Here is a 15,165-nt window from a genome sequence, read left to right as displayed (position 1 = left end):
TCTCCGGGGATACAGGATCAGGACTTCCATCGTATCCTTACCTCTTTGTTTTGTTTTGCCCTTTCCCGTTATCCAATTCTCCTCTACATAATATCGGTAGAGCTTGTTATCTTTGTACCTAGGATGCCTTAAACAGATCCAAAAAGAGATCACTTTGTGCATATCCGCATACGCATCCCCTGTAAACCCCTGTGGATCGTTTCTTTGTCCATCGATCAGTCGGCAGACATAGTAGAACCCTCGATGATACAGGGCATCCTTTCCCGGATCGATTCCCTGCGGTTCCATATCGATCCAGAGCCTTCTTTTCGGATCCTTTGGATGAGCAAGCTTAAACAGCAGATCATAGCAAACCTTACTGTCCGGTATCTTGAGATCCTCTACATTTTGGCCGACCACTTTATTCGATGTTGGATCCATATCCAGCCGGTCATAAATCTCTTTTGAGGAAAGATGCCTGTATTCGGATAAGCACTCTTCATAGAGATAGGCCAGGATCTTTTTTAAAGACAGAATCTTCTTGCACTGGGCATCATAGGATCGTTGAGGATCCTTCAACAAAGCTTCCCAAGCTTTTCTTTCTTCCATCGTTTTTCACCTCTCTTTCATTACACATAGATGGAAATTAGAAACCTTCCTATTATTAGTTACGATAAAATTTCAAAAAACTATGAAAAAAAAGTTGAATTTTTTCTGATTTTAACTAAAAATGGGATACCTTTGCATGTATTACATCAAATTCAGGAAAATTCTTTGATATATCAGAAGATGTACTCTGATTAATGAAACATTCTTAAACAATCTAAGAGGAATAGAACTCAAATTCATTCAAGGCTTTCTAAATCAATTCACGAATCTTGCTTCTTTCATAACTTCCAAATTTTTTTGTCTGTTTTTTTGTTCTGTTAGACATTTAGACTTTGGTATGAACAGTACCCTCATTCATCATTTAACCTTGTATCTGATTTTTATTCGTACGCTCAAAAATGTCGTTATCTCATCTCTTCATCCCTGAAATTTTCATTGGCGACTTGTGGTTTTCTACACTTGGTAACGTAATTGGCTTATCTCCAACTGAATTTACATTTTCCCTACGCAATAAAAAAATCCACCAAAAATACGTTTGGTGGACTCCATACATCTAAAATTTTCTATCTATTTGCTGTATCTATTTACATGATTTTGTTATTCTATTACGCTTCTTTTTTTACTTCTATCAATTTCTTTCCCGATCCCCAGGTAATCATCACACCTAACAAAACTAATAAAATCGCAACGATCAACTGCAATCCATCTGTTAAGAAGACAAATCCTCCTGTCACAAACAATTTAATACAAATATTGTAAATAGACATAATCAAGCTGGTCATCGTAACTATCAACATTAAAACCATAGGTACATACAACATAAATCCTTTACGTCCCGTAACTTTTAAGAAGACCGCTAATGTGATCAATACCATAGCTGCCAAAAGCTGATTTGCACTACCAAATAATGGCCAGATATTATTGTAGCCTCCTATGCTTAATAAATAACCTCCTAATAAACTAATGATTGTCGCAACATATTTATTGGTCAAAAACTTGATAACCCCTGTTGGTTCACTGCCGTCTGTTACTTCAAAGAATTCCTGAAACGACATACGCGAAATACGAGCTACCGCATCTAGAGAAGTCAATGCTAAAGCCGAAACAAACATCGTCATGATGCAAAGTCCCCATTCTTGAGGAAAACCAAATGAAGACAATAAGCCAGTAACACCTACAGAAAACTGAGTAAATGGTGTAGCTCCCTGAGCCAAAGCCATGTTGGAAAGCGTTTCATTCAATACACCTGTTTCACTTAAATTGGTCAAAGACCCTACGATAACGATAACCAATACAGCTAATAACGATTCCAGCAACATACTTCCATACCCAACCTGTAACATATCTGATTCGTTCTCGATTTGTTTCGAACTTGTCTCGCTGGAAACCAGGGAATGGAATCCACTGACAGCGCCACAAGCAATCGTAACAAATAAAGTAGGGAACAAGTAACTTCCTGTACTAGATACAAACCCTGTATAGGCTGGTGTAGTGATTGTAGGATTGGAAAGTACAACACCCAATACCGCAGCTGCAATCATGGCAATAAAAAGAAATGTCGTCAAATAATCACGTGGTTGTTTTAAAATCCACATAGGTGTAACACTGGCAAAGAAAATATAAATAAAAATCAGGTAGATCCACATTTGTTTACTTAAATAAAGTGGAAATGCGATACCGATTGCCAACATCAGCACAATCAAAATAATACCTATTACTGCTTTTTTCCACCCCTCCCATTTTACCTTTTTTAAGAAATAGCCAAATGCGATTGCAACAAAAACATATAAAATAGAAATAGAACCTGCCGAGGCATTCGGTGCAACCTTAGCTCCTTCTGCATTAAAACCATTGAAAGAACCGGCAACCATGTCCGCAAACGCCGCAATAACAATCAAAGTAAATAACCATGCGAATAAGAAGAATAACTTCTTTCCTGTTTTACCAATATAATCTTCAATGATCTGTCCCATTGACTTTCCATCATCTTTTACAGACGCATACAAAGAGCCAAAATCTTGAACAGCTCCAAAGAAAATACCTCCGACAATAATCCATAAAAAAGCCGGCAGCCATCCAAAAACAAGTGCCATGACAGGTCCCGTTACAGGCCCTGCACCTGCAATCGAAGAAAACTGATGGGCAAAGACTGACCATTTGTTGCTTGGAACAAAGTCAGTGCCATCATCTTTGCGAACAGCTGGTGTTTTTGCACGGGGATCAATGCCCCAGGTTTTTACCAAATACCGACCATAGAGAAGGTAAGCGGCAACCAGAATTACAATCGCAATACCTAACAATAACAATCCATTCATACTTTCATCCTCTCTTTTCATCCATAGGCAAAAAAAAGTATCGCACTAAGACGAAAACTTTCGTTTACGCGGTACCACTTAGCTTGCAGCCAAATAAAAAAAACTGCCTCTTCCTCATGTCCATCAACATGAATTCTCTATAACGTGAGAACAACGGATCTCTTTACCAGCTCCCTTCAAGAGATCGGCTCGCAAGGGATAATGCCTTATTTCCTTCCTGCGTTATTTCCACCTGCCAACGCTCTCTGTGAGGGGTGTAATCATGGCACCGTATCTTGTTCACTGCCTATTGGAATTTAACAAGATGATAGCACTATAAAGCCCTAAAAACAATATTTTTTGAAAAAATTTATTACTTTTTTTCATAACTTTTTCATTTCTGTTTACATAAACTGAAAATTAATTCATTCTTTTACTGTTAAATAAAATCAAACAAACGCCTTCTTTTAAACTCCTGATTCATACATAACAAACTTGCTTTTCAATAAAACCAATAGAAACATTGTTTGTTTTTTGTATCCTTCTTTAGTTTCTTTTCCCCTATATCAACTGACACACAGCACAAAATCATGTCTTATGGCATAAAAAAAGCAGGGATTGTCGAATCCCTACTTCATAGCTAATACTTGTTGAACAAGCACTTCATTCGTTTTATATGTTGAAAATAAATTTAATATACTTTCTGTCGCATCTTCTGTTGAAAGTCGGTTAATGGATTTACGAATTTTAGTCACAGCTTCCTGTTCTTCTTTTGACAATAACAGATCATCTCTTCGGGTTCCTGATTTTAAGATATCAATGGCCGGGAAAATACGGCGTTCGGAAATATTTCGATTTAAAACCAACTCCATATTGCCGGTTCCTTTAAACTCTTCATAGATCACATCATCCATTTTACTTCCGGTATCCACTAATGCCGTCGCCAAAATGGTTAAGGATCCTCCTTCTTTTTCCCGTGTATTTCTGGCAGCTCCAAAAAACTTTTTAGGAAAGTGAAGGCTGGCAGGATCCAAGCCGCCTGATAATGTTCTGCCGCTAGTCTGTGAAGTAAGGTTATACGCTCTGGCAAGTCGGGTAATGCTGTCTAACAAGACAACTACATCTTCTCCATGTTCTACCAGTCGCTTAGCTCTTTCTAAGACCATTTCCGCTACACGAGTATGGTGCTCCGGAAGTTCATCAAACGTTGAATATATGACATCCACTCGCTCCTGTGCTTTATGTTCTTTGATAAAATCCTTAAAATCAGTAACTTCTTCCGGTCGTTCATCGATTAGAAGAATGATCATCTTCACCGTTCTTGTTCTCTTTATGATCGAATTCGCCACGCTCTTTAATAATGTGGTTTTACCGGCTTTAGGAGGGGATACAATAAGTCCACGCTGTCCTTTTCCGATTGGTGCCAACAGATCGATGATACGCATCGCCAACCCACCATCCGATGTTTCTAAATTAAACTTTTTATTCGCAAAAACGGGTGTCAATCTTTCGAAGCTCTTTCTTCGAAAAGCCTCTTCCACAGTATGTCCATTGATCAGATCCACACGCATCAATCCGCGATATCGTTCCGTTTCTTTTTTCTCTTTTGGCTCTCCTTCGATCACATCACCGGTACGAAGTCGCAATGATTTGATTTGTGAAGGCGAAACATATACATCGTTCTCCGTTGATAAATAATTATCTCCCCGCAAAAAGCCGAAACCATCTGGTAATACTTCTAAAATTCCTTTGACTTTTTCCATATAACCCTCTTTTCATTACAGTTTAAAAACTCGTCATTTTGCTTTATAATAACGTAAAAGGTGTGAATCGTCTATGCATTTGATGGCAAATTTAAATAAATCAACGAAGAAACTAATTCTTTTCGCTGGCTTGGTTATCTGTCTTTTCTTTTTTTTATGCATTTTTTTCATTTTTGATCAAACTCAAAAGACCGGATTTATCCAAGCTTCGCTCTTTGATTCCTCACATATGATCTACATTGATAAAAATCATGAGCAGCTTTACGGACCGCAGAAAATAGATAACGACTTTTATTATTTTGATGAGGATACAGGTTATATGCATACAGGCTTTTTAGAAACAGAAAATGGAACCTACTACTACGATGAAAACGGAAAAATGATAACCGGTCTGCAAACGATCGATTCCGATCAATACTATTTTGATGAAAATGGATGTATGAAGGTTAGTACCTTTCAAACCATTGAATCGGATATCTATTACTTTGATGAAACGGGAAAAATGGTCACAGGGGATGCGACCATAAATGGTGTTACCTATGTTTTTGATGAAAACGGAAAACTACAACTAGATATTTCTTCTTTACAAACACAGATTCAATCGATCTTAAATACCTATCCGGGAAACAATGCCGTCTATTTTAAAGATCTGGATACTGATGATAGCTTTTTGATTCATGATCTGGATATGTATCCATGTTCCATCATCAAAATTTTTGTCATGGGCGCTGTCTATGAACAAATTGACCAGGGGCATCTAAGCCTTGATGAATGCCTCCCCTATTTAGAAGCCATGATCATAGATAGTGACAATACCTCCTACAACATCTTACTTCAAAAGTTAGGCAATGGTGATGGAGCTGCCGGTGCACATAAGGTCAATAGCTTCTGTGAAAAGCTGGGTCTTACGCGTACAGAGATTCATCATGGTCTTGTTCCCGGTGACGGCTACTTTTCCGACGGAAAGAATAATACGACTTGCCCGGAAGATGTTGCCAAATTTTTAGAGCTTCTCTATCGTTCTGATGTCGTATCGAAAGCTTATTCTAAAGAGATGTTAGAACTCTTAAAACGATGTGCCGATGATACCGGAATTGTCGCAGGACTTGCAGAAGGTACAGAATGTGCACATAAATCCGGTTGGGCAGATGCCTATTATTTAGATGGCGGCATCATTTACACTGAATATAAAGACTACATACTGGTCGTATTTTCAGATAGTTCCTACCAAAAACCAGCTCAGGAAATCAGCCAATATGTATTTTCCACCATTCAAAGCTTATACACCAAATAAACTAACCGGTCATTCAGCCTGCGGCAGTTCGATACAAAACTCTGTAGAATAGCCATTTTGCGGCTTTTCCATGACCATGATCGTTCCATGATGCAAGACTACGATCTTCTGGGCAATAGACATTCCTAATCCATTGGCATGTAAATCATGTCTGGATTCATCACCGGTCACAAAAGGCATAAAAATGTTTTTGCGAACCTCCTCTTTCATGCCTATGCCATTATCTGCCAAAGTCCAGATAATTTTATGTTGTTTTTGTCGCAGCTTTACAAACACAATCGTTCCTTCCGGATTATGTCTTAGGCTGTTTTCCACAATATTTTCTAATACTCTATCAAACAACTTGGTATCAATTCTTCCATAACAAGGTCGCTCAGGGATATCGATCTCCAATTCAAATTTTTTGGCCACAATTTCCGGATACTTTTGCGCAAAGAATTGTTTAGTATATTCACAAACATCTGTTTTCTGCGTATGAAGCTGATACGATGGATGTTCGATCTTCATATAACCAAATAAAGAATCCACCAGATCATTGGCCATCAAAGAGCGTTTATGAATCGTTTGTAAGTATTTCTGTTCCTTTTCCTTTGGAACTTTATCTTCAAGTAAAGCTTCCGAAAAACCTCGAATCACTGTTAAAGGCGTTTTTAAATCGTGTGAAATTCCGGAAATCAAAGCATACTTCTCTTGCTGTGCCTGTTGTCTTTCCTTTTTGGTCTCTTCCAAGGTTTGAACTGTATATTGAAACTCTCTGGCGGTCTGACGCAGTTCTAAAGGAATTGCACCTTCATCAAAATTAGTATTCGCGTTTTCACGATATCGCACAATTGCCTTTTGAAATGGCAAAAAAGAACGTTTTACAACATATTTAAACAACAGGATCTGTACCAATACGATAAACAAAAAAATAGGAAAGGCATAAATCTGACGTTTTCCATTATCTTCTACAATTCGATGATAGGCAGGCTCTGTCATTGTTGGCGACACAAACACCAGGACACGCTTTTCTTTCGTTGTATTGAAATAAGAATACTTTTCCACATTCATTTTCTTATCATAAAGGCCCTGTAAAAAGTTTAATTCTCTTTTATTCAGACTTTTTCGGTCTGAGAACAAATTTCCTTCTACGATTTCATATTGACTGTTCAATACACAACGATCATAGATCGTGCTCATGGAATCTTTTTCATCATACCCTTCCTGGCTGATGATATAAAAAGGTTCCTGATTCTTATTTATGATTTTAGATACGTTGAAGTAGCGATTTGTCGAAAAATCATTGATAAATTCCAAATCATCATAATAGATATTCTGCAGGATCTTTTCATCCGATGCGTAAACGGCACTTTTATTTTCCACATCAAATACGATAAACGCACTGTGAGGAAATTGATGAATGGGAATTTCTTCGTATCGTTCCTGTTTTAATATTTCGGCATCTTCTACCACGCTCCAAAGACTGGGAAAAGCATTCAACATTCTCTGTGTTTCCATGGATTCAAAAACAGCACGATAAATCAAAAGACTGGTCGTATAAATCAATAACAAAACAACCAACAAGCCGGTTACGCTGTACCATTTTTTAAACATCTTCATCATCAAACCTGTACCCCAGCCCACGAACTGTCTTTATATATTTTGGCTTAGAAGGATCCTCTTCGATCTTAGAACGAATACGGGAAATATGAACCATGATGGTATCTTCATCCGCCTGACAAAAATCACGGCTGATGACTTGATACAGCTGCAGCTTGGTAAAGACACGTCCCGGCGCTTTCATCATAGCAACTAAAAGCTTGAGCTCATAGGCTGTCAAAGAGATTTCTTTTCCCGCTTTTTTTAAACACATTTTTTCCGGGTCATAAACCAGATCGCCTCGTTTTAAAAAGAAAGAACTCGGCTCCTGTCCTGAAGTCGAAAAACGATAGCTTCTTCGAATCATTGCCTTGACCTGAGCTACAAGTTCTAAAGGATCAAAGGGTTTTGTCATGTACATATCGGCACCGATCCCCAATCCCAACACTTTGTCTTGATTCATACTTTTGGCCGATAAGATTAAAATCGGTATCTTAGAAACTTCTCGAATCTTGCGAATCGTTTCATACCCGTTGACTTCCGGCATCATCAGATCAACGATCAAAAGATCAATGTCCAACTTTTCAAACAGTTCCAAGGCTTCTTTGCCATTTTGTGCCAATACGACCTGGAAATCATCATTTTCCAAATACAGGGAAATGAGTTCTGCGATATCCGCATCATCTTCGGCAATCATTATTTTATAAGGCATGATCTTCACCTCACTTTATTTTCTAATAGTATATCTCGATTTCTGATAAAAGCTATAGAAAAACTCGTAAAGCTACAGCCATGGCATATTCTTTTTCATGAGAAATGCTGATTTGTACATTCTCAATATTGCAGATTGGCCTTCCCATTTGATCATAGGTGATTTCTATATCTTTAAAATCGACAGGTTTATCCAATGTCTTAAAAACGGCTTCTTTTGCCGCAAAATGCCCCGCAAGAAATTCAATAGCGCGTTGTTCTTTCAAGGTTTGATATATTCGCTGTTCGTTTTCACTTAAGATCTTATGAGCTAATGAAGATCGTATGCGTTGAATCTGTACGATATCACAACCAATACGCATCATTTCCTATCCTCTATCGTTTTATTATAATTGACCAAAGAATCATTCCATGACTGATATTGTTCATCCTGACGATGATCCTCTAGATCATAATGCTTTTTCAAGTATTCTTCCATATATTTTGTGACCTTCATAGCCCCTTCATAATTTAGATGATCACCCTGGTCGCGGGTATCTTCTTTCCAGTCGATTGATAACGATTTTGTTTCTGTATTCAAATCCAAATACGGGATTTTGTTGTCATCACAATAGGTCTGCACCGCATCATGACGTTTCCAGTTCCAATTTTTATAGCTTGGCGTACTATACACAAGAAGCTGGCAGCCTTTTTCCTTGCACATCTGTACAATGGAATCTAAAACCCATCGGTTGAGTACCGAAATGCTTTCGCCTTTTTTATGATCATCCATGTAAGATCCTATCTTTTGCACCGGCTTAATATCACGATTGATACGAAATCCCTTTAAAACATTGTTGTAAGTATAATGTACATCCCCTGTCCAATCCTGTGCCTGAAGATTTTTCCACCGGTCATGATATTCAAACAAAGGGAATAGCTCTTTTATTTTCTCGACAGCAGGATCGGTCGCCAAAAAATCCCGAAAAAATGTATCCGCTTCTAAAACAACAAGCTTTGGCGATTGATTCTGTAGTGTTCTTTCCAACAAACTTTTTGTGTAATACAAAGGTTGTGCCGGTGTCGAACACAAATAACTGGTAAATCCTTCTTTTTCATACATCGCCATGGGTGAGATGGAAGAATACACCAAACTATCTCCTAAAAATAATACATCGATTGAATCTTTACGTTCGCTTAAGATGCCGTTAGCCGAAACATCTTTCATGCCAAATTGATCCAAATTGTCTTTTGGCTCAACAATGCGGGAACCATACCATACCAGCGTAAAAAAGATCATAAAGAAAAGAAAGATACGGCCGATTCTATTCCATTTTTCTGACATAGCTGCACTCCTTCCTTAGTAGCTTGCATACATAGGATCCACCGGAACATACCCTGTTCCATAAGCACCAAACAGGATCACCGCAAAAATCAAAGTATAGTAAAGTGTCCAGCGCAAAACAATGGGACCGGAAGCCACTTTTTTACGAATCTGTACATTCTTTTCTTTACATACACTGATCACAAATACGATCAATACAGAAACACAAACCAATAGAATATCCTGCATATCAATATGTAATGTTGAGAGCATTTGGGCATTCAAAGATTCAAATTGAAAATCAACGAACATCTTTTTAATCATTGCCAGCGCAATACGAAGTCCATCGGCTCGGAAGATCAATTCACCGATACATACCAAAATCGTTGTTCGAATCATAGCCAAATATCGCAAAAATCCATGATTAAACTGCAGATGATACTTTCGCAGCAGCGGAAGCATTAAATTTCCCATCAAAATAAAGAAAAAGTGATACAGCCCAAAAAAGATAAAGTGCCAGCCTGAGCCATGCCATAATCCATTACAGATCCAGACCGCAAACAATGCGATGGAACCGGCTACCAAAGGTGCATAGTAATACCCTAATTTTTTCTTTGTCTTCCGTGTTATTTTCTTAGCCATTTTAGACATGGAAACCGGATAAAACACATAGTCTTTAAACCATGTCCCCAAGGTAATGTGCCAGCGCTGCCAGAATTCGGCAATGCTTTTGGAAAAGAATGGCTGTCTGAAATTTTCCGGTAGATGAACACCGAAGATTTCTGCTGTACCGATCACCACATCCATGGTTCCCGAGAAATCCATATAGAGTTGAAGCGTATAGGTCACCATCGCAATACATACCATACCACCACTGTAATTTTGATAATTGGTGAACAGTTCATTGACCATTGGATTCAATCGATCGGCAATCACCAGCTTTTTAAAAACACCCCACAAGATTCGCTGTGTGCCAAATGTCAAGGATCCATATGAAATCGATTTTCCTTCCCATAAAGAATAGGCTGTTTGTTCATAGCGACAAATCGGTCCTTCCATGATTGTAGGAAAGAAAACCAGAAACAATAATAAACGAAGCGGATTGTGATCCGCTTTGATCTTTTGTCGATATACATCCACGCAATACGATACAGCCTGCAGGCTGTAAAAAGATATTCCAATCGGCAACCCTATTTTCGGCACCTGGATCAAAATCGGAATGTTAAGCCATACAAAAAGCGAGTTGATATTTCCTAAAAGGAATCCTGTGTACTTACAGAGCACAAGAATTCCAATATGCACACAAATCGCAAAAACTAAGACACTTCTCTTTTTCTTTTGCGCTTCTTTATGCGAACTGCATTGAAGATCGATATTCTCCATCCACAATCCAAAATAATGGATCATAAAACCAGATAAGATCACAAATAAAATCAAACCGCCACTAATGGACCAGAAAAAAATCAAACTGGCAACCAATAAAACGACCCACCTTTTCTTTACCGGAAACAATTGATAGACAAGCATTGTCACCGGTAAAAAGAAAAAGGCAAACATCACTGTGAAATAAGATTCCAATCCTATTCCTCCTCAAGCAAACGATCGACCATGGCCTTCATCCGTTTGACTGAATTAAAATTATCCGGTGTGATCTCAACCGCCGGAATCATTAAATCGAAGGCATCTTCCAATTCCGCAACCAGGGATAAGATAGCCAGTGAGTCCAGCAAATGCCCATCGATCAAATCTTCTCTTGTGCAATCCAGATCCGGTTGGATCTCCTGTAAAATTTCTATAATTGTTTCCATGTTTTTAGCTCCTTTACTTTAGTTTTGGCGCATTGAGTAAAACGACACTCGTATGATCACGCACCATTAATTCTTCTTTTTCATTCACGATGACTACGGCCGGTAAATCCCTTGTCAAGAATAAAGACATACCCTCCGTGGGACAGTAAGCTCCTGTATTTTCAAATACAAAAAGATCTCCTATCTGCGGTTTAGGCAGACGCACCTGTTTCATCAAGATATCGTTGATCGTACATAAAGCACCACACACATTCCAGTTTTCTTCCGGCTGATCCTTTTGATTCAGAAAGCGGAAAGGTGGTTGTTTCATCGCCATGCCCTGTCCGTAATAGACAAGATGATGAATTCCCCCATCAACCAACGCATAATTTTGATTTCGATTCGTTTTGGTATCGACTACCTGTGTCACATAAAAGCCACAGCTTGCCACAATGCTTCTTCCCAGCTCTAATACGATCTTTAAGTTTCCAAATCGTTTGATAGCTTCGGAAAAGAACTGAAGATGTTCATTCTCTTCAAACTTCATGGAAGAAAAATAATCAACAGGGAACCCCGGACCATACTCTAATAGTTCCGGTACAAAATCCATCTCTTTTAACTCTGTCAAAAATTCTTCCAGCAGATCCAATTCCTTCAATACGCGTTTTTGGGAATGTTTCTGTGTCCCTGAAAAGTATTGAATGCCCAATACATGTAAACGAGAGGATCGACAACGAACCAGGATTTCTTTTAATACATCTTTATCCAAGCCAAATTGATTGCCGCTGGTCAATCGTAAAAGTACCGACACATCTCTTTGATAAATATCCGCCAGTTCCTGTATCAACTTATACTGTTCAAAAGATTCAATTGTCATAATAGGAAGTTCTTCTTTATCACTGAAGATTTCTTCGATATCCTCTTTATTCTTATAGACCCCAGATAATACGATTTGTTGGTTGGATATCTGGAGTTTCTTACAAATATGAAATTCACCCGGTGAACAAATTTCAAAATGAGTCACTTTGTTCTCCAAAAGTTTTAATATAAAGGAATTTGCCTTTGCCGCATAGCACAGTTCGACATTTTCCGGCATTGATGCTTTTAAATAGTTCACTCTTTTGCTTAATACATCCGCATCAAAGCCATAAAATGGTGTTCCATATTTCGATACCAGTTTTCTAATTCTTTCTTCCTGTATCATCTTCGTTTTCCTTTCGTCAGTTCAAACAATGCTTTCCGATCTGTTTTTCCATTCTTTGTCAAAGGCATGGATTCAAGAAGAAAAAGCCGAGTAGGCACCATGTAAGCCGGTAAATCCTTTTTTAAACAAGTTACAAAGTCTTCCTTGGAGAGGGTACCGGTATAAAACCCATACAACCGATGTTTTACATCATCGAAAAGACAGATGCACTGTTCAATTCCTTCTATGCGAAGCGCCCTTTTTTCTATTTCTTCCAATTCAATTCGATGCCCCAGATACTTGATCTGATAATCCTTTCGACCTTTGAAATAATATTCACCGGATGCATCTCGATATGCCAGATCACCGGTGCGATAAATTCTTTCCTCATAAGCCTTTTGAAGCGGATTGGAGGTAAAGTGAGCCTGTGTTTGTACTTCATTTCGATAATAGCCCAACGCTAAGCCTCTTCCTTTTACACACAGCTCCCCGGTCTGATTTGGTTCTATAATTTCATGATCTTGCTCATCCAATAAAAACACACCTTTGTTTTCAAAAGCCTGTCCGATCGGAATTCCCTGATCATAAGTACGATTTGGATCTAAAATATGATAGGTACAGTTACAAGTAATCTCCGTTGGTCCATACAAATTTACAAATAGTGCATCGGGCAAGGCTTTCTTCCATGATTGATAATGTTTTAGCGGCATGACCTCTCCACTAAACAGGATCTTTCGTACCGTATGGGGAACTTTATAATCCAAGCCATGGAAAGCACAGATCAGACTTAAAGCCGATACTGCCCATACCATCGTTGTAACTTCTTTATCACAAAGATAATCAATCAAAGCGGTTGGCTTGGAAAAGTAGGCTCTTGGTATGATGACCAAAGTAGCGCCGGTATATAGACAGGAATAAATATCTTTTACAGATACATCAAAGTCAAAAGGTGCCTGATTTCCAAAACGCTCATCCTCCTGTATTGAAAACGTCTTAACAAAGGATTCGATAAAATCAATCACCGATCCATGCGAAATCAATACGCCTTTAGGAACGCCGGTAGAGCCGGAAGTAAAATTCACATATAAAGGATCCGTATCGATCGTATTCTGCATCAACGTCTGAATCGATGATTCCTCTACATCAGTAGAAAGAATCGTTTCTAAGACAACGATCTTGGCTCCTTTAAAAACAAGCTTTGCCTTTTCTTCATAGGAAGCCGTTGTCAAGACGATCCTTGCCTGCAATACACTTTGTATCTGCTCTAAACGAGATTCCGGAAATTCCGGATTCAATAAAGAATAAAAGTTTTGTGCATAGGCACTTCCAAAGAAAGCATATAATGCCATAATACCTTTATCCATAAATACGATAACCGGTTCCTGTTGTATAGAATTCTGTATCAAATAACTTGCGACAGCTTTCGAATACCTTTGCAGTTGTGTATAAGTGCAATGTTTTTCTTCTTCGATCACTGCAATCTTATCCGGATATTGTCTGGCTGATCTTTCCAGCATCAACAAAACATGATTCATTCAATCACCCCTTTGTATCATCATATAGGTGGTTTCTTTACAGATACTGTAGAAAATATTAATTTTTCTTAATGTTTGTCAAAAGAAAAACATCTTTCATCAAAGAAATCTAAAAAACATCCAGCTTACTTTCTCAATTGTTATGTACAAAGAGATGCATTGATGTACATTGTCTTTTTTCGTATGTTTTGTTATGATACGAGGCAACGAGGAAAATCTATGAATAAAAACATTACAGTCACAATGATAAGTATTGGATGTATCTTCTTATGTATCGGCACCTTTTGGGATTTGGAAATTAACACTCTATTCTACGACCCCCAAAATAGGATCGGCATCTTTTTGCAGGAAGGCTGGCCCCTTTTGCTCAAATTGATATTAACGCTTTGTTTTGCGTTGCTGATAGATCAAAATCATCCTTTCTTTTCTATACCTTGGTTCATCTGTGGACTTCTCTTTTCACAGAATGTTATCACTTTAACAGAGTCTTCCTGGTTTAGCTTCATATCCATTGGAGCCATATTAACCCCTTTAGTAGTAAGCATCTTTATCTGTTACAAATTAACAACAGAACAAAAAAATAAACTTCGGCCTTATATCATAAACTATTTACAATTATTCTTTACGGTTTTAATCGTAATCACGCTCTTTAAAGTTTTATGGGGTAGGATCCGATTTAGAGATATGCAACAAGCTTCTCAGTTTTGTGTTTGGTATCTTCCCTGCCACAAAGGTGGTTTTTCTTTCCCCAGCGGCCATACAAGTTCTTTTGCCTGTTCTTTACTCTATTTATTATCAACGCCACTTGTACAAAAACATAAGCTGTCGCTCAGTATCATCGTATGCACAAGTATCTTTTTGATGATGGCTTCCAGAATCGTCATGGGCGCTCATTTTTTAAGCGATACGGCTGCCGGCATGATGATTGCCCTTGTCATCTGGGCATTCTATGATAGACGATGGAAAAACAAAATAAGTAAACGAAAACACCAGTAGGATACAAAGTTACTCCTACTGGTGTTTGTTAATAACAGGATAGCATAAAATATCTTGTGTAAATTCGTTTTTCTGGAAATATAGAAAAAAAGGTATATCCTTAGTAAAATTAGTTCGACCAAAAACAATTTAC

The 15,165-nt window shown here is 38.1% G+C and carries 12 protein-coding genes and 1 pseudogene; 2 read left to right on the top strand and 11 right to left on the bottom strand.

The window, feature by feature from the left end; translation table 11 throughout:
• The 3 genes and pseudogenes from G413_RS0110050 to rho all read right to left on the bottom strand — a co-directional run.
• Positions 1–588 (bottom strand): annotated as a pseudogene (locus G413_RS0110050) (hypothetical protein); the annotation flags it as partial.
• A gap of 605 nt (positions 589–1,193) precedes the next feature.
• Positions 1,194–2,903 (bottom strand): carbon starvation CstA family protein, encoded by a 1,710-nt coding sequence (locus G413_RS0110045; RefSeq protein ID WP_022790737.1) that lies wholly within the window; start codon positions 2,901–2,903, stop codon positions 1,194–1,196.
• Positions 2,904–3,511: 608 nt separating this feature from the next.
• On the bottom strand, positions 3,512–4,645 hold the full coding sequence (gene rho, locus G413_RS11515) for a transcription termination factor Rho (protein ID WP_022790736.1): 1,134 nt from the start codon (positions 4,643–4,645) through the stop codon (positions 3,512–3,514).
• Between the two features lie 229 nt (positions 4,646–4,874).
• Between rho and G413_RS0110035 the strand changes: the two genes are divergently transcribed.
• Positions 4,875–5,939: a serine hydrolase gene (locus G413_RS0110035; protein ID WP_162138412.1), complete on the top strand. Its 1,065-nt coding sequence runs from the start codon at positions 4,875–4,877 to the stop codon at positions 5,937–5,939.
• A gap of 9 nt (positions 5,940–5,948) precedes the next feature.
• Here G413_RS0110035 and G413_RS0110030 read toward each other — a convergent pair whose 3' ends face one another.
• Genes G413_RS0110030 through G413_RS0109995 form a run of 8 tightly spaced genes read right to left on the bottom strand, consistent with a single transcriptional unit; the run spans position 5,949 to position 14,036 of the window.
• Positions 5,949–7,562 carry a sensor histidine kinase gene (locus G413_RS0110030; protein ID WP_147285018.1) on the bottom strand — a complete coding sequence of 538 codons (1,614 nt, stop codon included), beginning with the start codon at positions 7,560–7,562 and terminating at the stop codon, positions 5,949–5,951.
• Complete coding sequence (locus G413_RS0110025; protein WP_022790733.1) at positions 7,525–8,229, bottom strand: response regulator transcription factor; 705 nt, start codon at positions 8,227–8,229, stop codon at positions 7,525–7,527. The genes G413_RS0110030 and G413_RS0110025 overlap by 38 nt, the downstream gene beginning before the upstream one ends.
• 52 nt (positions 8,230–8,281) lie before the next feature.
• A complete protein-coding gene (gene acpS, locus G413_RS0110020) occupies positions 8,282–8,593 on the bottom strand; it encodes a holo-ACP synthase (RefSeq protein WP_022790732.1) in 312 nt (103 codons plus the stop codon).
• Positions 8,590–9,552: an SGNH/GDSL hydrolase family protein gene (locus G413_RS0110015; protein WP_022790731.1), complete on the bottom strand. Its 963-nt coding sequence runs from the start codon at positions 9,550–9,552 to the stop codon at positions 8,590–8,592. Before G413_RS0110015 ends, acpS begins: the two co-directional genes overlap by 4 nt.
• A gap of 15 nt (positions 9,553–9,567) precedes the next feature.
• Entirely contained in the window at positions 9,568–11,109 is a 1,542-nt protein-coding gene (locus tag G413_RS0110010) for an MBOAT family O-acyltransferase (protein ID WP_022790730.1), read from the bottom strand.
• 2 nt (positions 11,110–11,111) lie between these two features.
• A complete protein-coding gene (locus G413_RS0110005) occupies positions 11,112–11,339 on the bottom strand; it encodes a phosphopantetheine-binding protein (protein WP_022790729.1) in 228 nt (75 codons plus the stop codon).
• A gap of 13 nt (positions 11,340–11,352) precedes the next feature.
• Entirely contained in the window at positions 11,353–12,522 is a 1,170-nt protein-coding gene (locus G413_RS0110000) for a diaminopimelate decarboxylase family protein (protein WP_022790728.1), read from the bottom strand.
• A complete protein-coding gene (locus G413_RS0109995; RefSeq protein ID WP_022790727.1) occupies positions 12,519–14,036 on the bottom strand; it encodes an amino acid adenylation domain-containing protein in 1,518 nt (505 codons plus the stop codon). The genes G413_RS0110000 and G413_RS0109995 overlap by 4 nt, the downstream gene beginning before the upstream one ends.
• A 162-nt stretch (positions 14,037–14,198) precedes the next feature.
• Between G413_RS0109995 and G413_RS11995 the strand changes: the two genes are divergently transcribed.
• Positions 14,199–15,032: a phosphatase PAP2 family protein gene (locus tag G413_RS11995; RefSeq protein WP_081637672.1), complete on the top strand. Its 834-nt coding sequence runs from the start codon at positions 14,199–14,201 to the stop codon at positions 15,030–15,032.
• Positions 15,033–15,165 lie beyond the last annotated feature (133 nt).

Origin of the sequence: Faecalicoccus pleomorphus DSM 20574, assembly GCF_000420345.1 — a bacterium.
Classification (GTDB): Bacteria; Bacillota_I; Bacilli_A; order Erysipelotrichales; family Erysipelotrichaceae; genus Faecalicoccus; species Faecalicoccus pleomorphus.
The sequence above is the reverse complement of the archived record's forward strand: the minus strand, read 5'-3'. Positions and strand labels throughout refer to the sequence as shown.